This window comes from Halorussus aquaticus, assembly GCF_024218795.1.
Taxonomy (GTDB): domain Archaea; phylum Halobacteriota; class Halobacteria; order Halobacteriales; family Haladaptataceae; genus Halorussus; species Halorussus aquaticus.
Map to the genome: position 1 here is coordinate 59,302 of NZ_CP100402.1, position 21,556 is coordinate 80,857.

17 protein-coding genes and 4 pseudogenes are annotated in these 21,556 nt (G+C 55.8%); 9 read left to right on the forward strand and 12 right to left on the reverse strand.

The window, feature by feature from the left end; translation table 11 throughout:
* Positions 1-168: 168 nt before the first annotated feature.
* Together NGM06_RS20775 and NGM06_RS20780 are read left to right on the forward strand one after the other, a co-directional pair.
* Positions 169-354, forward strand: a complete 186-nt coding sequence (locus tag NGM06_RS20775; RefSeq protein ID WP_254270630.1) for a DUF5786 family protein — start codon at positions 169-171, stop codon at positions 352-354.
* A 99-nt stretch (positions 355-453) separates the two neighbouring features.
* Positions 454-597, forward strand: a pseudogene (locus NGM06_RS20780) (S1 domain-containing protein); the annotation flags it as partial.
* 104 nt (positions 598-701) lie between these two features.
* On the opposite strand, the gene NGM06_RS20785 reads toward NGM06_RS20780, so the two are convergent.
* The 3 genes from NGM06_RS20785 to NGM06_RS20795 all read right to left on the reverse strand — a co-directional run bounded on the left by NGM06_RS20785 (position 702) and on the right by NGM06_RS20795 (position 4,778).
* Positions 702-2,933 carry a CDC48 family AAA ATPase gene (locus NGM06_RS20785; RefSeq protein ID WP_254270631.1) on the reverse strand — a complete coding sequence of 744 codons (2,232 nt, stop codon included), beginning with the start codon at positions 2,931-2,933 and terminating at the stop codon, positions 702-704.
* A gap of 75 nt (positions 2,934-3,008) precedes the next feature.
* The gene (locus NGM06_RS20790) at positions 3,009-3,524 is read right to left on the reverse strand and encodes a macro domain-containing protein (RefSeq protein ID WP_368410518.1); all 516 of its coding nucleotides are present in this window, start codon (positions 3,522-3,524) and stop codon (positions 3,009-3,011) included.
* A gap of 426 nt (positions 3,525-3,950) precedes the next feature.
* A complete protein-coding gene (locus tag NGM06_RS20795) occupies positions 3,951-4,778 on the reverse strand; it encodes a DUF8137 family protein (RefSeq protein WP_465260991.1) in 828 nt (275 codons plus the stop codon).
* 152 nt (positions 4,779-4,930) lie between these two features.
* Here NGM06_RS20795 and NGM06_RS20800 point away from each other — a divergent pair.
* A pseudogene (locus NGM06_RS20800) lies at positions 4,931-5,433 on the forward strand (macro domain-containing protein).
* 48 nt (positions 5,434-5,481) lie between these two features.
* On the opposite strand, the gene NGM06_RS20805 reads toward NGM06_RS20800, so the two are convergent.
* Positions 5,482-6,054: a cysteine hydrolase family protein gene (locus tag NGM06_RS20805; RefSeq protein WP_254270633.1), complete on the reverse strand. Its 573-nt coding sequence runs from the start codon at positions 6,052-6,054 to the stop codon at positions 5,482-5,484.
* Between the two features lie 183 nt (positions 6,055-6,237).
* On the opposite strand from NGM06_RS20805, the pseudogene NGM06_RS20810 reads away from it, so the two are divergent.
* Positions 6,238-7,383: pseudogene (locus NGM06_RS20810) on the forward strand (nicotinate phosphoribosyltransferase).
* A gap of 39 nt (positions 7,384-7,422) precedes the next feature.
* On the opposite strand, the gene NGM06_RS20815 reads toward NGM06_RS20810, so the two are convergent.
* The gene (locus NGM06_RS20815; protein ID WP_254270634.1) at positions 7,423-7,665 is read right to left on the reverse strand and encodes an amphi-Trp domain-containing protein; all 243 of its coding nucleotides are present in this window, start codon (positions 7,663-7,665) and stop codon (positions 7,423-7,425) included.
* A 152-nt stretch (positions 7,666-7,817) separates the two neighbouring features.
* Between NGM06_RS20815 and NGM06_RS20820 the strand changes: the two genes are divergently transcribed.
* The 3 genes from NGM06_RS20820 to NGM06_RS20830 all read left to right on the forward strand — a co-directional run bounded on the left by NGM06_RS20820 (position 7,818) and on the right by NGM06_RS20830 (position 11,426).
* Positions 7,818-8,210, forward strand: coding sequence for an NUDIX domain-containing protein (locus NGM06_RS20820; RefSeq protein ID WP_254270635.1), 393 nt, complete (start codon positions 7,818-7,820; stop codon positions 8,208-8,210).
* Between the two features lie 1,081 nt (positions 8,211-9,291).
* A complete protein-coding gene (locus tag NGM06_RS20825; protein WP_248653218.1) occupies positions 9,292-10,515 on the forward strand; it encodes an arylsulfotransferase family protein in 1,224 nt (407 codons plus the stop codon).
* Positions 10,503-11,426 carry a phosphatase PAP2 family protein gene (locus tag NGM06_RS20830; RefSeq protein ID WP_248653217.1) on the forward strand — a complete coding sequence of 308 codons (924 nt, stop codon included), beginning with the start codon at positions 10,503-10,505 and terminating at the stop codon, positions 11,424-11,426. The genes NGM06_RS20825 and NGM06_RS20830 overlap by 13 nt, the downstream gene beginning before the upstream one ends.
* Positions 11,427-11,515: 89 nt before the next feature.
* On the opposite strand, the gene NGM06_RS20835 is transcribed toward NGM06_RS20830, so the two are convergent.
* From NGM06_RS20835 to NGM06_RS20865, 7 genes are all read right to left on the reverse strand, one after another.
* The gene (locus NGM06_RS20835; protein WP_248653216.1) at positions 11,516-12,847 is read right to left on the reverse strand and encodes an MFS transporter; all 1,332 of its coding nucleotides are present in this window, start codon (positions 12,845-12,847) and stop codon (positions 11,516-11,518) included.
* 710 nt (positions 12,848-13,557) lie between these two features.
* Positions 13,558-14,553, reverse strand: coding sequence for a phosphate uptake regulator PhoU (locus NGM06_RS20840; protein ID WP_254270636.1), 996 nt, complete (start codon positions 14,551-14,553; stop codon positions 13,558-13,560).
* 261 nt (positions 14,554-14,814) lie between these two features.
* Positions 14,815-15,654 carry a phosphate ABC transporter ATP-binding protein PstB gene (gene pstB / locus NGM06_RS20845; protein ID WP_248653214.1) on the reverse strand — a complete coding sequence of 280 codons (840 nt, stop codon included), beginning with the start codon at positions 15,652-15,654 and terminating at the stop codon, positions 14,815-14,817.
* A 10-nt stretch (positions 15,655-15,664) separates the two neighbouring features.
* The gene (gene pstA / locus NGM06_RS20850) at positions 15,665-17,287 is read right to left on the reverse strand and encodes a phosphate ABC transporter permease PstA (protein ID WP_248653213.1); all 1,623 of its coding nucleotides are present in this window, start codon (positions 17,285-17,287) and stop codon (positions 15,665-15,667) included.
* On the reverse strand, positions 17,287-18,276 hold the full coding sequence (gene pstC, locus NGM06_RS20855; protein ID WP_379793599.1) for a phosphate ABC transporter permease subunit PstC: 990 nt from the start codon (positions 18,274-18,276) through the stop codon (positions 17,287-17,289). Before pstC ends, pstA begins: the two co-directional genes overlap by 1 nt.
* 63 nt (positions 18,277-18,339) lie before the next feature.
* Positions 18,340-19,383, reverse strand: a complete 1,044-nt coding sequence (locus tag NGM06_RS20860) for a PstS family phosphate ABC transporter substrate-binding protein (protein WP_248653211.1) — start codon at positions 19,381-19,383, stop codon at positions 18,340-18,342.
* 285 nt (positions 19,384-19,668) lie between these two features.
* Positions 19,669-20,751: a PstS family phosphate ABC transporter substrate-binding protein gene (locus NGM06_RS20865; protein ID WP_248653210.1), complete on the reverse strand. Its 1,083-nt coding sequence runs from the start codon at positions 20,749-20,751 to the stop codon at positions 19,669-19,671.
* A gap of 255 nt (positions 20,752-21,006) precedes the next feature.
* Between NGM06_RS20865 and NGM06_RS20870 the strand changes: the two are divergent.
* Both NGM06_RS20870 and NGM06_RS24490 read left to right on the forward strand, forming a co-directional pair.
* Positions 21,007-21,138, forward strand: a pseudogene (locus tag NGM06_RS20870) (IS5/IS1182 family transposase); the annotation flags it as partial.
* 146 nt (positions 21,139-21,284) lie between these two features.
* On the forward strand, positions 21,285-21,533 hold the full coding sequence (locus NGM06_RS24490) for a DUF7511 domain-containing protein (protein ID WP_438267639.1): 249 nt from the start codon (positions 21,285-21,287) through the stop codon (positions 21,531-21,533).
* Positions 21,534-21,556 lie beyond the last annotated feature (23 nt).

Consider the following 21,556-nt stretch of genomic DNA (forward strand, 5'->3'; position numbering starts at 1 on the left):
TCTGATCTCGTGTAGAACAGTACCATACCTGAGATACGTTACAGGGAGAATCTAACCGAACTCGATCTCTCTCGGTGCGAACCCAGTATTGAACAACCGGATCTCCGCGTGGATTGGTTCCAAGGCCCAATCAAACGGTTTTAGTCTTCGACGCTCCTATGAACACATATGGGTTTTGGGAGTTACGATGAATCCGAGCAACAGAATCAGGAGGTCAACACCGACGACGACAGCGAAGGCGTGAGTGTTCACGAAAACGACCACGAAGGCGAACTAAAGTTCGAGACGGGTGCCTCGACCGACGACCTCGTCGACAAACTCCAGGACATCAAAGACGACACCGAAGACGAGTAACCGAAACACTCGGGAAATCCGAGGCCCCATAGCAGGGTAGGATTTCACTATCCTACATCACACTCAGTTTTCAGCTGGTCGTTCCAATATTTCTATAAAAAGCTGAAGTACCGCGTGTGGATCGGACAGGACGACGTCGTCCTCGTCGAACCGTAGGATTGGCAGGACGAGAAGGCCAACGTCGAATGGCGGTACACGCAACAGGACGCCGACCAACTCTGCGCAGAAGGCCACATCGAATAGGCCATCCCGCTTTTACGGGACGAACCTCGCGTTCAAATCAGGTCGTTTAGTACTGTAGCCGAGATGCGAGTCGTAGTCACAGATACCCCCACTAACACCGAGGATCAACGGAACCCTCGTGGTCCACTGATACTGCCGTCATTGAGTTGGCCCTCCTCGAATTCCTCCGTGATACGTTCGTACCGTGTTTCGACTGCTTCTGTCATGGTCGGACGAACATCCGCAATTGCCTTGCGGAAATGATGCAGTGCAACCGCTGACGTCTCCGCCTGTTCACGCAGCGCTTTGATTGCCGCTTCTTGGGTGACCGCTTCGATGTCACTTCCGACGTACCCGTCAGTCATTTCCGCGAGGTCTCGGAAATTCACGTCCGATGCGAGTGGTGTGTCATCTGTCTGTACCTTGAAAATCTGTGTACGTCCCTCGACGTCCGGTGCGCCAACGTTGACGAGCCGATCGAATCGACCGGTCCGCAGGATTGCTTCGTCGAGCATATCCGGGCGGTTCGTTGCACCGACCACCATGACGTCCTCTAGCGGTTGGATTCCATCGAGTTCGGTCAGGAGTTGATTGACGAGTCGATCCGAGCTCTCCCCACCCGATTCCTGTGAACGGCCAGCTGCAAGGCTATCGAGTTCGTCGAAGAAAACGACCGCTGGTGCCGTCTCTCGTGCTTTCCGGAATATGTCACGGATCGCCGCTTCGGACTCCCCCGTCCATTTTGAGAGCATTTCGGGACCCCTAACCGGGATGAAGTTCGCGTCAACTTCGTTCGCAACGACTTTCGCGATCAGGGTCTTCCCCGTCCCTGGTGGCCCGTAGAGAAGCACTCCCGTAACCGAATCGATTCCCAACCGATCGAATTTCTCTGGCGACTGGAGCGCCCATACGATGCTCTCTCGGAGGGCCTGCTTCGCGTCCCGGAGCCCGCCGACGTCATCCCACGTCACGTCTGGTAGTTCGACGCGCACGTCACGTAACGCGGAGGGTTCGATCTCGGTGAGAACGCTGTCGAAATCGGTCGCGGTCACGCTCATGCGATCGAGGAGCGCCGGTGGAATCTCCGCGTCCTCCTCGTCGTCGAGGTCAATATCTGGCAGATACCGTCGGAGTGCGTGCATCGCTGCCTCTTTCGCCAGCGACGCGATGTCTGCGCCGACGAATCCGTGGGTGTCGGCAGCGAGCTGGCCGAGGTCAACATCGTCGGCGAGTGGCATGCCACGCGTGTGGATTTGAAGAATTTCCTCACGGTCGCGTGCGCTGGGCACGCCGATTTCGATCTCGCGGTCGAATCGTCCGGGACGCCGAAGGGCCGGATCAATCGCGTCAGGTCGATTCGTCGCGCCAATCACGATGACATCACCGCGATTTTCGAGGCCGTCCATCAGCGAGAGGAGTTGGGCAACGACGCGTCGTTCGACCTCGCCAGTCACGTCGTCACGCGTGGGGGCAATCGAATCGAGTTCATCGATAAAGATGATGGCTGGCGGATTGTCGCTCGCAGACGCGAATACTTCGCGGAGTTCCTCCTCGGATTCGCCGTAGTACTTGGAGATGATTTCCGGACCGGCAATCGAGTGGAACGAAGCGTCGGTTTCGTTGGCGACTGCCTTCGCGAGTAGCGTTTTTCCAGTACCCGGTGGTCCGTGCAACAGGACACCCTTTGGTGCCTCGATGCCCAGTTTTCGGAACACCGTGGGATGGGCAATCGGCAGTTCGATCATCTCACGGACGCGCTCGACTTCGTTTTCGAGCCCGCCAATCTCCTCGTACGTGATGATGTTGTGGTCGTCTGTCGTGGATTGGTCGGTCACTGGTGTTTCACGAATGGTGATGCTCGTTTGCTCGGTGATTTTACCGGTCTGATTGGGCTTGATTTCGAGTGCGATCAGCGAGAGCGTCTCGCCCGGTGTTTGGACGAACGGCTGATCGTGGGGATCGACTGGAACGAGGTCGTCTTCACTGACGGGCCGATTGCGGAGTTGGTGTTCGATGAAACCTGCGACATTCGGACCGATGGGAACGTGGACCTCCTCTGCCGGGGCCAAGACGATGTGCCTGGCACCCCCGAGAGTGGCCTTCTGCACCGTAACGTGATCGCCGAGCGCGACGTCGGCGTTTTGTCTGGTAAACCTGTCAATACGGATCGTCTCGTCGTCCCAGTCCTCGAAGTCGGTTTGCTTTACCCTCGCGACAGTCGTGGTACTGCCCTCAATGGTCACGAACCCACCGGGCGTGAGCCGTAGTGTCTCAAGCACGGCAGGGGACAGTCGGGCAATCCCCTGTCCGGTATCGTTTGCGTAGGCTTTCCTGACTTGGAGTTGGATGTCGCTCATGCTCTCACGCGATTCAAATACAGGTAGAAGAGTTTCGGAGACCAGTACTGAAAAAGGGTACGGACACCCCGAAAATCACTCTGCTTGGGACGTTGTTCTGACCTCGTACGCGACAGTACGAAGCTGTTCGAGTTGTGGCTCCGTATGGCCAATAATCCGCACGTCAGCCAGCGAAGTGGGTTTGAACGCCCAAATTTCCTCACAGATAAGTCGGGCGCCTGCCTCGAATTCATAGCCGCCACCACCACAGCCGAGGACTGGAAGGACGAGCGATCGACAATCTAGCGCATCAGCCTGTTCAAGTACGGTCTGAGTTGCATTACGAATGCTCTGCTCCGCTGCGTTGCCCTCATCGGGACTCGATATCGCATGGAGCAGGTAAATTGCGTTAAGCCCATGTGGGTCAGTGACAATTACATCACCACCGGACACCGGTCGATGCTGATTAATCTCGTCCATTATCGGACCACGTGCCTGTTCGCAGATCGCGCCACTGACACCACAGTCCATCGAAGAATTCGGACTCATTGAATTCACGAGTGCATGGGCCGTCGCCTCAGTAATAGTCCCCTGGTCCAAGGCAAACTGCATAGTGAATATAGGGGAGAGGGAAGTAAAGGCTGTGGCTATTGGTATGGTCTGATATGCATGGCCCGTTATGGCACTGTAGGTATTGGTCCTTTCGAAAACGGATATCTCTATTGGCAAAATTCCGAATATCCGTTAGAACGTGACTTGTCAGTCGTGACCGCACTCAGGACATTTGAAGCGCAGAACCCTGTTGCATCACTGTTGGGAGTAGTCCTCATCTTCTCCATCACACGAGTGTCATAAGTAGTTATATTCCTGATGCAAAATGCTCACATCTAGTAATTAAATCATTAGATATACTTTAATTAGTAATTTGAAACTAAAAAACTAGATAACCATAGGGGTCGCGCCTTGAGGTACCCGGCCTCCACCTGTAAGAATGTCTGACGGAAACCAGCGAGCATGGCGCTGTTCGCCGACAAAGGATTAGAATGCTAACTCCTGGAATGTCCAATCAGTTGGAAGCTCTTTAGCAATCCCTGTCTCCTCTACGAGCGTCCGAAGTTGCTCCTCAACAGTGGCGTCCCACTCAAATTCATCAGCGTAGTCCTCAATCGTAGACCAGAATCGCGGCACAGTCGGTCGATACTTCTTGCTATCAGGGCCGACGAGACACTCAAGGAGGAATCGATCCTCAGTGACGTCTCGTTCCGGTGCTAGGGGAACTGTGAACGCGAGAGACTCCTCTGTAATCAGTTGGCGAAGTAACTCCGTAGCGGCATGCTGATCTGCATAAAACGCGTGTTCGAGCGTTTGCTGGACCCACCACGGTTTGTCCACAACGACTTCGCGGAGATACGCTGTCACGGAATGAGTGGGGTGTGCAATTCCCCATCCATAGCAGTGCGCTTCCGTCTGCGCCAATTTGTGATCGTACTGCCCTGAAAAGGCACGGAGATACTTGAGCGCTATTTCAGGGACCGTGGTAATACCGTCCTGTATGCGCGTTCGAATGATGAATCGCCCAACGACGTTCACCACGATATGACTACAGTATGGGACAAGGAGGTTCTTACTAGGGTTGTACTGTCTAATCACCTCTTCGAGGATTTCCCATCCCTCACATTGCACAGTCTCGTCAAGTAACGAAACTAAGGGTTGGTAGTATCGCCAACAAATATCTCGGTATTGCCGACTAGAGTTTGACCTCGTTACAATAGTTTCTAAAGCCGTATTGTAGGATGAGAGCGCAGTAAGGGTAGTTTTAGGATTGTTCGGTTGCGCTTCTTGGAGTACTTGTTCTAAATCGGTCACACTTCACCTCCCGAATCGGCTAGACGTAAGGAAGTAGGCTGTAATGAAACGGTCGGACTATAGACCAAATAGTGTAGCATGAGAAACTGTAATATAATCGAAAACCAAACATCCCTTTGCCGTTTTAGGGAATTGAATCCTATCGAACACCGATGGATGTGACTGTCGTTCATGGGGACATCGCGGTCCAGAGTACTGACGCCCTCGTGAACGCAGCGTCCACCTCACTCGAGATGGGGAGCGGCGTCGCTGGTGCGCTTCTACGGGCAGCGAATGCCCACTCGAACGTGACGCAGTCGCCAAGGGACCAATCGAGTTAGGAGACGTGGTGGTGACCGACGCCTACGAGTTGGATGCCGAGTACGTCGTCCACGCGGCAGCGATGGCACATTCTGGACCGCATTGACTCGCGATGCTGACGAGCATTTGGGACACAACGCGGCATAGTCTCGAAATAGCCGACTACTTCGACTGTAATTCGGTCGTGTTTCCGTTGCTTGGATGCGGTTCCGGCGGCGTCCACACGCACGAGGGGGCACAACTAATCTGTGAGGAAATCTGGGACTACGAATCGACAAATCTCACGGACGTACGCGTCATCGGGTACTCGGACCGCGAGGTTGGGATTCTCGAAGACATTGTTAGTAATGAGTAGCAATGGTGAATGTCGACCACTTACGGATGGACGGTATCCGGGGGTCCCTTAGTGGAATTCAATTGCAGCGCGGTCAGTCACCTCACCGAAGAGCCAATCGGCATGGTCAACGGCATACTCCCGGTGGTCTTCTTCGATGAAGCCGAGTGCGTCCTCGACGACGACGGGGCGGTAGTCGCGGAGTCCTGCACTGCCGGCGGTGTGAAGGACGCAGACGTTCGCCAGTGTACCGCAGATGAGCAGGTCGTCGATGCCGTGAGTATCGAGGTAGCCCTCGAGGTCGGTCCGATAGAAGGCGTGGTAGGTGTGTTTGACGACGACGTGATCGTCATCGCGGGCATCGAGATCATCAACGAGTACTGCGTCCCACGACCCTTCGAGGACGTGTTCGCCCCACCGTTCGAACTCGTCGTAGTAGTGATTGCCTTCGAACTGTTCGAGGGGATGCACGTCGCGCGTGAAGACGATTGGTACGTCGGCGTCACGCCCTATCTCGATGACGTCGTTCACCGGGCCGATCGAGTTCTCGCTTGCCGGGGCGTACAGACTGCCGTCGGGATGGCAAAACCCGTTCTGCATGTCGACGACGACGATTGCAGTGCTATTCGGGTCGTACGCCATACGAGAGAATTTGTGGTGTTTGAAGAGAAAAGTTGGCCAAAGATGGTCTTCATAGAGCGTTTCGAAACAGCATTCGATTCGTACGAGGATTTTTGTTTACGTAGTGGAGTAGATATGATCAGGAGGTGTCTCATCGCCCACCGGCAGGGCAGATGCGACACGTAGCAGGAGGGGTACGAAACTATGACCCAGTTCGACATTGTTTCGGACGAGACTATCATGTCAGGGAACGCAACCGACGCGTACTTCGATCGGACGGTTGAGACGCTCGAATATGCGGATCGCAACCCGACCGTCGTCGCCGAAATTACGGCGGACCAATTTCCGACGGGCGACTTCGAACTCTTCGCGGACGTCAAGGACGCGGACACCTCCTCGAAGGCGTGCCTGTCAATGTCGATGCACTCCCCGCAGGATACTGTTCGGTGGCGGACCGGTACTTCAGACCGAGGGCCGCTATCTGGACTTCGAACGGTACGAGACGGCGTTACTGGGATTTCTCTCTCATGCGTCGGGAATCGCGACGAATGCACTTCGGGCGCGATACGCCGCTCCGGACTCGCTCGTTCTGAGTTTCGGCACACGACACGTCCACCCGGCAATCGCAGGTATGGTCGAACGGTCTGCACTCATTGCTGGCCTGGACGGGTTCTCGCACGTAGCTACTGGAAAGATTCTCGAACGCGATGCGAGCGGCACGATGCCGCACGCGCTGCTGATTTGCTTCGGAAAGGGCAATCAGGAGGAAGCGTGGCGAGCCTTCGACGAGGCGGTCGACGCGGACGTCCCTCGGGTCGCGCTCTGTGATACGTATTCCGACGAGGTCGATGAAGTGCTCCGTGCCGCCGAGGTACTTGGTGACTCCCTCGACAGCGTTCGCTCGACACCACAAGTTCTCGACGCGGCGACTTAAGACACATCGTCCGAGAGGTTCGCTAGGAACTCGATGTTAACGGCCATGAGAACGTCAATATCTTCGTCAGTGGCGGGATGACGCCCGAAGCGATACGGGAGTTACGAGACGTTGCCGATGGCTTCGGTGTCGGCGGCTACGTCAGCAACGCAGATCCTATTGACTTTGCACTTGACATCGTCGAGGTTGACGGGACATCCGCAGCCAAGCGCGGAAAGCTCTCGGGGAAAAAGCAGGTGTATCGAACTACTGATGGCGGCCACACTGTTGGCTTGGCACACTACGAGGAATCCGCAGACGGTGAGCCACTGCTCGAACCGCTCCTTCGCGACGGGGACCTCGTGCGGGACTTCGACCTTGACGCAGCAGTCGAGCGAGCGATGGCCGACGCAGAACGTGTTGGCTTCGACTCCTGAAAACGGTCCTGTAAACGGCGTGTAGGCCGTGATTGGTGGTCACGCCGTCCAAGCGAGCTCGTACTCGAGCTCATACTGCTGCTCTCCCGTTTCTGAGTCTGTGAGCCGCTCGAGTTCCACTTCGAACGTCGGTTCGTCGGGAATCTCGACTGTGTGTTCTTGTTCTGTACCCTCTAGCGTGACGGAGCCGACTTCAATTTGCTCGGCGGCGTCGATGAGCGTCTTGGCGATCTCTGACCGTGTCTGTAGGTTCTCCGTCTTGAAGAGTTGTTCTTCGGGCATCGATCGATGCTACGTCTGCGGATGCGATAAATAGTGTGCCTCGTTCCCATATGCCAAGAATCAATATCCGGTTATCTGTAACTAGCTGTTGGATGCGACAGTTTCGACGGCGAGACCTGTACCTCTTTGTGGTCGGCCTCTGACTATCTCGTATGGTGGAAGTTCGAGCACTTACGACCGATGCCGTGGTCGTGCTCGACGGGGAAGTGCTGCTCCTCGAACGTGACCATCCTCCGTTCGACGGGTATTGGGTGCTCCCCGGTGGCGTCGTCGAACGAGACGAGACCGCACGGGAGGCGTGCGTTCGCGAAGCGAGAGAGGAGGTCGGACTCGACGTCATGGTCGAGGAGTTCGTCGGTCTCTACGATGATCCGGACCGCGACGAGCGCGGGAACGTCAGTGCGGCGTATCGGTGTACACCCATCGCTGACGACTCGCCGGTTCCCCGCGAAGAGGCCCGTCAGGTAGCGACGTTCGATCCGACTGACCTTCCGGAGATGGGCTTCGATCACGAACGGATCGTCACAGACGCGCTCCTTGAGTGAGATGTCAACCGTCGAAGGGACGCGGATTTACGGGAAATTCGAGGCGAAAGCCTCGTCCTTTAGGGCGGGGATGAAGCCGACAAACCCTCTACAACCGACATTATCAAGTAGTCCGGCGTCGTATCGTGCGGTAAGACAACTCGCGTAAACTCTCAATCGGAAGACTCGGGGTCGCTTCCCACTGGTACGGACGGTTCCATGCCCACCACCGGCAAACCCGGTGGGGAGTACGTGGTTCGGATTCGTTCGCCGTCCTCACAGTACCCCTACCCGTCACTGGAGACGGTCGGCAACGACCGCGCACACGAGGGGGCGACAGCATACCAAAACACGCCCCGTTCGCGGTTGCACTCCGCCCGCCATGGTGGAGTATGGTCGATGGCACGACCCGTGTCCGCCCACGTTCCAACCGTGGGTGGTTGCCCGGTATTCGGACGCCTCGGTTTAGGCGGTATTGGGTGTGGCACAAGCGGATACCGCGTCCATATCGGACGCCGAATACCCCATACCCTCGCTTGAGGGCCGACGTGTAGCGCACGAACCCGGTACTCACCACGCGGGGTGAGGAAGTTGTCTTCGGGGTAGCGTTAGACGGCCCGACGCCCCACGAAGGAATCCTCGCGCTTTAGCGCGGGGAGGATGTCAATTGCTGCTGTAACGTTCATTCTATTCGTTCGCGGGACGAGCGGGGTGTATCTTATCCTTGGGGGTGGCGGTGGTGGTATCCTCCTCGGATACGTCCTTCTCTGACAGTTCTGGGATGCGAAAAACACCAGCATTCACCGACAGGGCCACAGTCTTCAACTATCAGTACCGTGAACCGTGAGCTACTGAATCGACTTCGGAGTGCCGTACGGGTCAATTCGCCATAGGTGGGAGTGCTGAGCTTCAGACAATGGTAACTATGAAAACCTACAGGGCAGTGTTCGCGGTCGTAATCGTCGCATGTTTGATCGTCGTCGCGAGCGCCTACGTGGCCGGATCTTCGGGAGATAACGGATTCGAAGGGAGGTCATAGACAGAGGTACTCGATGGATCTGAGCAGGTCGTCCCCGACCGTGACAACGGCACCGTCATCGGGATGGACTCAAACTCGTGGCTCGGTGCCGAAGGCGATGGTCCCCGGGGACGTGCCGAACTCGTCGCGTACGGGTCGAATGGCAGTATCCTCTACTACAACGATACCCACACCCGGTACTGGGACGTCGACCCCGTCTCCGGGACAAGAGCAACAGTTGAGGCTGCATACGCAGACCACATTAAGGGAAAGAACTGTCCGACTGCCGGAAAGTGGAACTACACCAAGTATGGCGTGAGCGAGGAGAGATGGAACGAGTACTACGCTCACCACAAGGAGGCGAACGCCTGCACACAGAATGGCGTCGAACGAGTCAACCTCACCACCGGTGAAGTCACGCCAATTTGGTCGCAGAAGACTCCCGGTAAAGAAGCAACTCGGTATCACGACATCGACCGAATCAATCAGTCGCACTTCGTTGTCGCTGACATCTATCTGGACCGTATCTTCATCGTCAACCAGACGAGCGGAGAAACCGTCTGGATGTGGAACGCGTCCAATACGTTCAACGCGAGCAAAACAGGTGGTCCGTTCCCCGATGACTGGACACACATCAACGACGTCGAACTCGTGAACGACGGGGAGCAGATCATGGTTAGCGTCCGGAACAACGACCGTGTCGCCTTCATCGACCGCGATACGGGACGGATCAACGAGAGTTGGACGCTCGGCGAGGAGGACAACTACGAAATACTCAATGAGCAACACAACCCGGACTACATTCCCAGAGAAAACGGCGGCCCCGCTGTCTTAGTTGCCGATTCGGAGAACAACCGAGTCGTCGAGTATCAGCGACGGAATGGAGAGTGGGAACAGACGTGGACATGGCAGGGCGCACGGTTACAGTGGGTCCGCGATGCCGACCGCCTGCCGAACGGTCACACCCTAATATCCGACTCGAACGGCAACCGCGTCTTCGAGGTGAACAAGCAGGGCGAGATAGTCTGGAGCACGCATGTGGGGTTCCCGTACGAAGCTGAACGGCTCGGTACGGGCGACGAGAGCACCGGCGGACCGAGTGCGGTACGGGCGAACCTTGACTCCCGCACCGGCGGACTCGCCGACCAGTTCTGGATCGGCGTCAAGGACGTGCTTCCAGGGAAGTACCTGAACGGACTGATGTACATCACCCCGATCTGGTTGGGTGTCAGTCAGTTATTTGCCCTCCTAATAGCAGCCATAACGGGTATCGGGTGGGCGATACTGGAACTCAAGTGGAGACGATAACTCTCACATCGATGTTTTGGAACGGGCGAAGTCTCGGAATCACGGAGATGCTTCAAGCGTACCGAGAGGGACCGATAGTGGTCTTCTTCGCGTTGACTACCCAACTGGCCGATGTCTGGTTCATCTTTCTCCTTGGCGGGACCCTCTACGTCGCCGGAGAGGAGATGCCCCGATTGGGAATCGATCGGCGACGGGGGCTGTTCGTGCTCGCGCTCGCCCTCACGTACGTCGCCCTCATCGGTGTCCTCAAAAACATCTTCGTGCTTCCCCGTCCCCCGGGCGCCGCTGAACCGCCTGAAATCGCATGGATTCCGTCCGTAATCGAACCAATATTCCACAGCACGGCGACTGCCTACGGACCGGGATTCCCGAGCGGTCATGCACTCGGGAGCACGATGGTTTGGGGCGGACTGGCCCTCGTGCTTAACTGGGGGTCATACCGCACACGACTGAGCATCGCTGGAGCCGTCGTTGCGCTTGTATCCTTCTCACGACTCGCACTCGGCGTTCACTATTTGGTCGACATCGTCGTCGGCGCTGCGATCGGTGTGGTCGTACTCTGGGTTCTCTACCGACTGGCCGACAACGGTGTTGATCCCGGAAGGGTTCTCCTCGTGGCGGTCGTAATTGGTGTAGTCGGGCTGCTTCTCGGAGTTACGTTTGACAGTGTGACAGCGGTCGGCGGTGCGGTCGGCGGATGGCTGGTCTGGCGCGGCATCGCCGATTCGACGCCAGCACATCCTACCAATCGCCAAGAAGTGGTCACCGGATTTCTCGTTCTCGGAGTGACAGCTGCCGTCTTCGGCGTGATCTATGCGCTGGAGCCTCCCCTCGTAGTGACGTTCGTCGGCGCAGCAACTGCCGCCGGGGGCGCCGTCGGTGCGCCGCTTCTCGGCGAGCGGATAGTCTAACCTCCGCGCGTTTTTGATTTCACATCTCGGTCAGACCTGACTGGTGCCGAACATTCGGGCGACCACGATGAGGAAGGCGATTCTGTCGGTTACCGGTACGCCTCGAAGTCCTCACCGAATAGCAGGAAGTAGACGGTGCCAATTCCGCCGATCACAGTGGCAATGGTGAACGCGATCTCCGGGCTGACGAACTCCCACAGATACCCGCCCAGCGCTGCACTCGGGATGACGATTGTATTCCGGAGCAGATAGTACGCCCCTGTCACTCGTCCTCCGGCGCCCTGTTCGGCGGGTCCGACAATCAGTGCCTTATGAGAGGGTAACCCTGCAAACCGGAGTCCGGAGAACGCGAACACGAGAATCAATACGAGTGAGCTCGCAGGGACGTTTATCAACAGGATCGGGAAGATAGCGTAGACTGCGAACCCGAGTGCGACGACAGGTTTGAGCCCCACGTACTCGGCTACCTTGGCTGCTGGAGCCATCACGAGAAGTGCGACGAGCATCTCCACGCCAAGCAGATACCCGAAGAACGCCTCCGGCGAGAGGTCGATGCCGTAGGTGAGTCCGCCAAGTGAGAGGGAGGTCTCGAAGCCGATTTGGAGGAACTGAGTGACGACGAGGACGAAGAACACGTAGACCATTCCGTTAGCGAATCGAACGAGCGTGTCGCCAACGAGGAGTGGCCGGAGTTCATCCGGCATATCTCGTAGGTCCTGCCGAATCTGGTCGATACCTTCGAAGGAGTCACCAATGGTATCGGAACTGGCGTCGTAGAGGATATGCTGGACGATCGTTCCGAGTGCTCCAAAGATGACTGCCACCCCGAGGACGTACTGGAAGCTGACGGTGAACTCGGGGTGGAAGCCGATGAGGACCGCCGCCAGCACAGGACCGATCAGGAACGCCGTCCGTCGGAACGTTTCCGTGCTCGCGAATCCCGACGCCAACTGCGAGGGGTCGGTGGCCTGTTTGACGACGGCGAAGGAGGCACCGAGGCCGAACGATTTCCACGCCTGCGCGAGGAGGAGGCCGACGAAAATCCAAATCCAGGGTTCGATTGTGATGCTGGCAATCGCTATTGTTCCGATGTTCGGTGCGAGTAACCAGAAGGCGAATCCGAGCGTCGAGAGGAGTCCGAAGACGGTGAGCGCGTACCGTGAGCCGATGCGGTCTGACACTGCGCCGCCGGGATAGGGATAAACCGCAGAGATAATGTTACCGACGGTTCCGAACAGTCCGACGACGAACCCGGACGCACCCAGAGAGACAATGTACTCAGGGAGAAACCGGCTGGTCATCTGAAAGCCCAAGCTAAATGCGAACATCGCCAGCGAGAGTACCAACACGTCCCGCTGAAGTGCGAAAAACTGCCGGAACGCATCAATTGGTCCTGCCGCCTCTGCCTGTTCCTGCGCCATGTTCAGACGTGTGTAGGTTTGACTTAAACTGTTATCGGAGAATGGTCTGGTAGCAGTCTCATGGCGGTTCAAGAGACGTGGGGAACTACGATACGTCCTAGCCGAATACGCGAACGAAATACTCGACTTACATTGGATTCTTCACTATGCTTGCGACAGTGAGCTCATCACCAATGCTGAGATCGTCAAAAGCGTCTTCACCGTCCACTGGATGAGCAGTAACGCGCTCGCAGGCGGCGAACTTGTGGGCGAGGGTTCGTGCCTGTACCGGCGACTTGAATCGTCGTATACCGGATGAAGAAAAGATACTACAGGAGATTAAGGAGTATCCCCCGCGACGGAAATCTCTATAGATCTTTCTCCCAAGAATACGATGAGAGTCTAATTACAGTCAAAGTCAAACTTCCAATAGCCTCGGTGATGGTCTACTGCTACCAGTTTGAAGTGAGATGGGAGACGATCAACCATTTCGTCCAGAAGCGAAGTCGCTCTATCCGGGGATAGGTGAGATGGAGAAAGCTCTCGACATTGCGGCTGGTTCCAGACGGTCGCCTCGTTGCTGGCCGTCGCGTTTGGTGTGGTCAAGATAAGAATGAGCGCCGGGCTTGCTCAGTAATTCGGCTGCTCAAATTGAAGTAGAGTATTCGGGACGGATGACCCCCGAGTGAGTTAGGCTTCCTCGCGCCCCTAATTTATATGTTATATTTGTGTTACGACCAAAGGGAATTTTGTAGCGCACATTCGGCGATGTTCTTTCCGTATTTCGCTGTTCGATCTATGCTATCAAGGACGCGAGTAACGACGAATGCTTCTTTCGGCGTTCGGTCTACTAGAGCCTCGTCTATGACAGATACGTCCTCGGTAACTCGGTTACAGAAGTTGAGAGTAGAATGGATTTCCCCGGCAGAGTAATCGTTGATCACAGCATCTGTGGAGTCTTCGACGATTTGTCGAGAGTCGGACCCAAGGGACCGGACCTCTGACCGTAGTTCTTCGTCGATCTCGCCATCATAGCGACTCGCCACATTCGCAATTTTGACGGCGTGATCCGCTACCCGTTCGAGCTGACGAGCCGTGAAATAATACGCAAACAACTCCCGTCGGGAGAGCCCGAGTTGATTTAGCTCGTCGAAATCCTTGAGAGAGCGGTTGAAGTGACGGGTGATTAGCTGGAAGACACGGTCCGCTTCGTCATCCCGCCGTGAAATATACTCTACTTCAGTAGCGTCTCCAGCGAAGGCGGCAATAGCTGCCTCGTGCATCGACAGTGTGTTGAATCGGAGCTGGATAACTGACTGGCGGATCGAGACTTCACTCGCATCCAATAGCCCTTGAACGGTTATCTGAGACTCTGATTCCTCAGCAACTTCGATACCAGTGAGTTCTCGTGAGAGAGAAATAACCGCTTGCCGTTGTTTCCTCGTAAAGATATCTTCTGGATACAGAGTAATTTTATCGAAACCCGCAGTGTAAGCAGCCTGGAACATCCGCTTAGCTGTCGATACTTCTGAATCCGTCAGGACAATCTCGACGTTCGAAAGTTCACTCTGGTCCTTCTCATTCCGTCGAATGGTGAGTGATCCATCAAGATGCGGATAGAGATACAATAAGTCACCCGCTTCGATGTCGTGTTCGTCTGCCCAGTCGACGGGCATCGAGACCGTATACGTGCCACCACCGACTTTTTGGACCTTTCGTGCTTCCATATCAGTGAATCAAGTCCGAACCATTTCCGGCTAGGTAGGCGGTCTTTACGGCAATGTTAGCCTCGTGGCTAATCTCTTGTTCGAGACATCGCCGTTTAGTCCCCTCACTACTGCCGACAATCTCCGAGCTTGAGACTGTCTCTGCCACTCTGAGAGACATTAAACTGCGGTGCAGTTGGCGTAACCCGAGTGGTTCAAGCTCTCGAACGTCACCTCTGAATTCACCGAGAGATCGCTGGTGTATTGGGCGTGACACAGCTATTATCCGAATTTGCCGGTAATGTAGTCCTCAACACGCTGGCTGTCGGGATTCTCGAAGATCTTCTGTGTATCGCCGAACTCGGCGAGTTCACCACCGGTGAGGAAGACAGCCGTCTTATCGGAGATTCGAGCGGCCTGTTGCATGTTGTGGGTGACGATGGCGACCGTGTATTCCTCGGCGAGTTCCTCAATGAGGTCTTCGATTTTCGAGGTGGCTATCGGGTCCAGCGCAGATGCCGGTTCGTCCATGAGGAGGACGTCGGGATCGACTGCAATCGCCCGAGCAATACAGAGACGTTGTTGTTGGCCACCGGAGAGGTCGAGTGCGCTTTTATCGAGTTGGTCTTTGACTTCGTCCCAGAGCGCTGCACGCTTGAGCGCCTGTTCGACCCGTTCGTCCATGTCGTCCGTGATACCTTGAATTCGGAGGCCGTAGGCGACGTTATCGTAAATACTCTTCGGGAACGGATTTGGATGCTGGAAGACCATTCCAATCCGACGTCGCAGTGCGACGGGGTCAATATCCTCCTCGTACACGTCGGTCCCATTGAAGAGTAGTTTACCGTCGATTGTTGCAGCCTCGACAAGGTCGTTCATCCGATTGATACATCGGAGGAACGTCGATTTCCCGCAACCAGATGGCCCGATGATTGCGGTCACTTGTCGGTTCGGTATTTGGAGGTCGATACTCTGAAGTGCCTGTACATCTCCGTAATGGACGCTCAGATTCCGAGACTCGATAACCGCTTCATCTGAGTCCGGTGTCGGTCGGGTTTCTCGTTCGGAAGTCGAATCCTCTACGTCTGTCGATATCGTCGGAGTCGTGTCGGTATCACTCATTGTAGTTTCCTCAGTTGTCACTTTCGTATCGGTTTCGAATTACGATTGCAGCGGTATTCATCACCAGCATCAGGGTAAGCAGCACCACGGCAGTTGCTGGAACCACGCCATGTCTAAACGCTGCACTAACGTTACTGCGAGCGGCGAAGATTTGCAGTGGGAGTGCCGTCGCGGACGAGAATATGCCCTCTGGCGGTGAGTACTTCGTCGTTGCGACGGCGATGATGACTAGTGGTGCTGTCTCGCCGATAGCCCGAGCAAGTGCGAGAATCGTCCCGGTGAGTATCCCCGGAACTGCTTCCGGAAGTACGACGTTCCGGAGCGTCTGCCACCGACTGGCGCCCATGCCGTAGGAGGCTTGACGTAGCGAATCCGGAACCGATCGGAGCGCTTCCTGTGCGGACACGACGACAATCGGCAGGATGAGCAAGCCGAGTGTCCCTGCCGCAGAGATGACGACACCGGTACCAAATCCGAGCGTGTTCCTGAACAGCGCCAGTCCCAGAATCCCGTAGACGACCGAGGGGACACCAGCAAGATTCGAGATGTTCACTTCGAGAAGTGCTGCGAGTCGCCCGCTCCAACCAGTACTCGCTGCGTACTCTTCGAGGTAAACCGCAGCGCCGACACCAACTGGGAACGCTAAGAGCGCCATGAAACCCACGATGATGATCGAGCCGACGATTTGCGGATAGACTCCTGCTTGACCGGCATCGAGTCCGTTCCACGAAGTCAACAGGAGCGTGGGCGTCACGTAACTCTCGAGTCCCTCGATTCCGAGTTGGCGTTCAAGGACTGCCCCCACGACGATTCCACCGATGACGACGAAGGGACCGAGGACACCAATTCGCCCCTCAGGGTCCGTTGCGACAGTTTCGCCGACGACGTAAACAGTCGGGAGGACCAACGCCGAGGAGAGAACGATCCAGAACGACGGGTCGATGCCGAGCGCGATTCCACCGACAGCGACGAGAAGGGATGTCACGATTACGGCCCCGGCAGCGTAGAGACCACGCTGACGAGACCAGCGACGCGACACGACGACTCCCATAATCACGGCGACTGGGACGGTGACCACGCCGAAGTACGTGATCCATCGCGCGAGGATGTCGACAAGCGGACGAATCGTTCCGTAGAAGAGGTTTGCGACCCCGAAACCGACGAGTATCGAGACGGGAATCGCAGGCCCGATGTAGCTGTTATCGTCCGTGGTCCGACCGTAGAGTGCTACTAGAATCGGGGGAACACCGCCAAAGAGCGCGTAGACGAAGATGTCGTACGGGCTTAGTGCTTCAGCCACCACGTACGAAACGCAACTCACGGTGAGACCGCCGAGGATGACTGCGAACGCTCTCGCATTCGCGGCCCGCACTGCCGGACGACGGCGTGCGTAAAGGGTGAACGCGGCGGTCGGTGTGACGAGCGTCCCGAAGTAGAGGAGGTACCACCGGACAGATGCCGTCAAGGGTCTGAACGCGTCGAACGCGATGTATCCGAACAGTACGAGTAGCGATACGATACCGAGTAGCGTCGCACCGACCAGTCCCGCCTCGAAGAGCCGCCCTTTCAGGTGTTCGAAACGTAGACGGGAGGTCTGGCGCAACTGACTCGCCGTGTCTTCTTCGGCCGCCATTATTCGTACACCTCCCTGAAGTGTCGTCGGACTAGCTCGGCGAGGACGTTCATCCCCAGCGTGATGACGAACAGCGTCATGGCGATGGCAAACATCGCCTCGTACGTCGCTCCGGGCGTCTGGTCGGCTCCCGCAATCTGGACGATCGCGGCAGTCATCGTCTGACTGGACTCGGCTAAGTTACGGAGTACGTTCGGGAAGTAGGGCATTTGTGGACTCATGCCCATCGCCATCGTTACGGCCATCGTTTCACCGATCGCTCGCGAGAGCGCGAGGACGTACGATGCGACGACTCCGGAGGTTGCTGCGGGAACGACTACTTTCGTCGAGACGTCGAACTTAGTCGAACCGAGACCGTAAGCGGCCTCCCGAAGACTATCCGGAACCGAACTGAGAGCGTCCTCACTAATCGAGGAGACCATCGGGATTATCATGATCCCGACGACGATACTTGCAGATAGCGCGTTGAACGTGCGTAGCGACGGCATGATGAACGTGAACTCCGGTACGACTGGGAGTCCGGGCGGAAGTACCCGAACTGAAAGCGGAAGCACGCTGTCTACCAGCGGTGTGATGTACACGAGTGCCATATAGCCGTAGATTACCGTCGGAACGCCAGCGAGAATCTCGAGCGCCGGTTTGAGGATTGATCGCGCTCGCTCGCTCGCGTACTCACTTAGATATATCGCGGCAGCCAGACCAACTGGCAGTGCGATCAATGCGGAAAAGAACGTCACGATGAGTGTTCCGCTGACGAGCGGAAGTACCCCGTACGACTGGCTAATAATCGGACTCCACTTCGTGCCGGTAAAGAACTCGATCGGTGAGACGTTCGCCCAGAACGTAAACGCCTTCCCAGAAAGCGAGAGAACGATTCCGACCGTTACGAGAATCGTCAAAATCCCACACCCCGCTATCAATGCCCTATACAGTTGCTCCTTCCGGACAACAAACTCATTCCGTTGTAATGAATTGGTGTCCGGTTGCATTTCGTTACTCATTTTGAGATGGTGTATTGGTCGGTTATTCCGTTACAGACGACCGATCGCCTATCACCTGCTGAACTCGTATTCACCGGCGATCGCAGCTTCGAGGTTGTTCAGGTTATCTTCGACCATCTGCTTGCTACTCGGGACGTAGCCGATTTCGTTGGCGATGTAGTCCTCGTCGGCCTCGTTGATGTAGAACCGGATGAACTCCTGCAGGTGGTTCTTCTGCTGGAGTTTGTTCATGTTAGCGTAGAAGAACAGTGGTCGAGCCAGCGGGTAGTTCCCGCTCTGCGCAGCTTTGAGACTCGGTTCAACGGGCTCGCTCCCGCCTTCGCTGACACTAAGCGCTTTCACCGTGTCAGGGTTGTTTGTGTAGTAGGCGAACGGGAGATACCCCATCGCATATTTGCTTCCTGCAACCCCTTGCGCGATGAGGTCGTCTTCTTCGGTACCTTCGAAGTCCCCGCGGATCTTGCCCTCCTCGCCGACGACGGCTTCGGTGAAGTAGTCGAAGGTGCCGGAAGTAGTCGCAGCGCCGTAGAGGTCGAGCGGCTCGTCCGGCCAATCGGAGTTGACGTCCGACCAGGTCTTGGGTGCCGTATCCGGCGACCAAATCGTTTGTAGCTCTTTGAGGCTTATCGAGTCGATGAAGTCGGCCTCATTGTTGACGACGATGGTGAGGGCGTCCTGCGCGATGAAGAACTCCACGGGCTCGAAACCGTTGTCCCGACACTGCTGTACCTCTTTATCTGCGATGGGACGACTCGAGTTGTTAATGTCGCTATCGCCGGGGATGAAGACGTTCTTGAAACCACCGGAGCTCCCGTCTCGAGTCAGGTTGAAACCGACCTCCGAGTGATCCTGTTGAAACTGTCGACTAACCTCTTGGGCAATCGGGTAAACGGTACTGCTCCCCGAAATTCGGATATCCCCAGATAGGGCTTCTGATTCACTAGTACCGTTGTTTCCATTACTGTCGGTCGTCGTTCCGTTTGTATCGCTGCCTCTTGTACATCCAGCGACACCTACAGTTCCGACAGTACTAGCAGTAAGAAGGAATTTCCGTCGTGATACATTGCCGGAGAAATTCCCCGAGTTTTGTGCCATCACTTGAGCCAAGACTGAGGACAAATATATCTCTTAGTATGACCCCTATATCTTTTCCCGTTTGACTATATTACTCTATATATCACTATATACTCCCGAAGGGCCTGTATGGGACTCTTGCGACTAACCATACAATGGTGTCTGTCGTAGACTAATCCCCTTCGACAAATCGACTCTTCAGGACGATAAAGGATGCTGTGAGGACCGGAGTGCGTGTTCAGCGGTAAAAACTTCACATCGAAATCTGCGGTCGTTCGGTTATTTGGAGAAAAACGTCGGATACAGTTATCGGCTGAACTCGTACTCACCGGCGATCGCAGCTTCGAGGTTGTTCAGGTTATCTTCGACCATCTGCTTGCTGCTCGGGACGTAGCCGATCTCGTTGGCGATGTAGTCCTCGTCGGCCTCGTTGACGTAGAACCGGACGAATTCCTGTAGATGGTTCTTCTGCTGGAGTTTGTTCATGTTGGCGTAGAAGAACAGCGGTCGGGCTAGCGGGTAATTCCCGCTCTGTGCAGCTTTGAGGCTCGGTTCGACCGGCTTGCTCCCGCCTTCGCTGACACTGAGTGCTTTCACCGAGTCGGGATTGTTCGTATAGTAGGCGAACGGGAGGTAGCCCATCGCGTACTTATTGCCCTGCACGCCCTGCGCGATTAGGTCGTCTTCCTCAGTACCTTCGAAGTCCCCGCGGATCTTGCCCTCCTTGCCGACGACCGCTTCTGTGAAGTAGTCGAAGGTGCCGGAGGTGGTCGCAGCGCCGTAGAGGTCGAGCGGCTCGTTCGGCCAGTCGGAGTTGACGTCCGACCACATCTTCGGGGCAGTATCCGGCGACCAGATTGTCTTGAGGTCTTCGAGGCTTATCGAGTCGATGAAGTCGGCCTCGTTGTTGACGATGATAGTGAGCGCGTCCTGCGCGATGAAGAACTCCACGGGCTCAAAACCGTTGTCCCGACACTGCTGTACCTCTTTGTCTGCGATGGGACGACTCGAGTTATTGATGTCGCTATCGCCGGGGATGAAGACGTTCTTGAACCCACCGGAGCTCCCGTCCCGAGTCAGGTTGAAACCGACCTCCGAGTGATCCTGCTGGAATTGACGACTAACCTCCTGGGCCACCGGGTAAACCGTACTACTACCGGAGATGCGGATATCGCCGGACAAAGTCTGCGACTCGGTGGTTTTGTCGTTCCCGTCAGTGCTCCCATCATTGCCTTCGTTACCCCCATTGTTGCTCTCGCTGCCAGACGAGTCCGACGTGTCGCTATTACCGGTACATCCAGCGAGGCCAGCGACCCCAGCCACTCCAGACGTGAGCAGGAATTTCCGACGCGATACGACATCTGAGAACTGCTCCGAATCTTGTGCCATCAACTGGAACAGGGTGGATAGTAAATAAGCGTCTTTATATGAGTTGTACGAGGGCCTATAGTCTTGGTTATACCGGTATACTAAGAATGACGGATATATAGTCGTATATTGTGGTCCGAGTATAATACGCTCTGAGCGAAAACAGAAGTAAATCGCCGAAACGACTCTTGCAATCGCTACTGGCGACAAATCTCTGGATAACTGGCCTTGTTTAAGCCCTTGCTGACAAATATGACTGGTGAGTAGCTGAAGAAAATGGATGCTCTGTCGATGTCACGATTCCTTCGGTTCGTTGAACGGGCTATGATGCTGGCTCGCCGTGCTGCACTACGATTCTCGACACGCTATTCATGGAAGCGGTTCACGCTCCACCAACATGTCGTCCTGCATGGTTGCTCTCCACGGCACTGAAAAAAGCGCTCCACTCAAATAATCCAACAAAGTTGTCCAATTCCCTTCGGCAATATAGTGGTACAATGAGCAATTAGCAGCAGCTATTTATGAAACAACCAGTTTTCCAGTCAAGTCACCCAATGAGTGAACGTCCTCTCACGACCGACGATTGGTCCGGCTCCACGGACGATTACGCCAACACTACGAGAGATCCGGTAAAATCAGTCTCGGCACAACCGACTCTAGACCTGCGTCTAACCATCGTGAAATACCACGAGCAACCAGATCGGGGAACGATACATCCGCCGGAGTTGACCGGAAGTAATCGGATGGAGACCTGGTTGACCGCAAATATGTCTGCGTTTGTTGCACTCTCGGAGTGGCAGTAGGTGAAATCGCAGTATCCTTGGCC

What these genes read in the sequence shown, in the direction of transcription:
- NGM06_RS20775 (WP_254270630.1), top strand. Translation starts at nt 169, where the DNA reads ATGGGTTTTGGGAGTTACGATGAATCCGAGCAACAGAATCAGGAGGTC.
- NGM06_RS20785 (WP_254270631.1), bottom strand. Translation starts at nt 2,933, where the DNA reads ATGAGCGACATCCAACTCCAAGTCAGGAAAGCCTACGCAAACGATACC.
- NGM06_RS20790 (WP_368410518.1), bottom strand. Translation starts at nt 3,524, where the DNA reads ATGCAGTTTGCCTTGGACCAGGGGACTATTACTGAGGCGACGGCCCAT.
- NGM06_RS20805 (WP_254270633.1), bottom strand. Translation starts at nt 6,054, where the DNA reads ATGGCGTACGACCCGAATAGCACTGCAATCGTCGTCGTCGACATGCAG.
- NGM06_RS20815 (WP_254270634.1), bottom strand. Translation starts at nt 7,665, where the DNA reads ATGCCCGAAGAACAACTCTTCAAGACGGAGAACCTACAGACACGGTCA.
- NGM06_RS20820 (WP_254270635.1), top strand. Translation starts at nt 7,818, where the DNA reads ATGGTGGAAGTTCGAGCACTTACGACCGATGCCGTGGTCGTGCTCGAC.
- NGM06_RS20825 (WP_248653218.1), top strand. Translation starts at nt 9,292, where the DNA reads ATGGACTCAAACTCGTGGCTCGGTGCCGAAGGCGATGGTCCCCGGGGA.
- NGM06_RS20835 (WP_248653216.1), bottom strand. Translation starts at nt 12,847, where the DNA reads ATGGCGCAGGAACAGGCAGAGGCGGCAGGACCAATTGATGCGTTCCGG.
- NGM06_RS20840 (WP_254270636.1), bottom strand. Translation starts at nt 14,553, where the DNA reads ATGGAAGCACGAAAGGTCCAAAAAGTCGGTGGTGGCACGTATACGGTC.
- pstB (WP_248653214.1), bottom strand. Translation starts at nt 15,654, where the DNA reads ATGAGTGATACCGACACGACTCCGACGATATCGACAGACGTAGAGGAT.
- pstA (WP_248653213.1), bottom strand. Translation starts at nt 17,287, where the DNA reads ATGGCGGCCGAAGAAGACACGGCGAGTCAGTTGCGCCAGACCTCCCGT.
- pstC (WP_379793599.1), bottom strand. Translation starts at nt 18,276, where the DNA reads ATGCAACCGGACACCAATTCATTACAACGGAATGAGTTTGTTGTCCGG.
- NGM06_RS20860 (WP_248653211.1), bottom strand. Translation starts at nt 19,383, where the DNA reads ATGGCACAAAACTCGGGGAATTTCTCCGGCAATGTATCACGACGGAAA.
- NGM06_RS20865 (WP_248653210.1), bottom strand. Translation starts at nt 20,751, where the DNA reads ATGGCACAAGATTCGGAGCAGTTCTCAGATGTCGTATCGCGTCGGAAA.
- NGM06_RS24490 (WP_438267639.1), top strand. Translation starts at nt 21,285, where the DNA reads ATGAGTGAACGTCCTCTCACGACCGACGATTGGTCCGGCTCCACGGAC.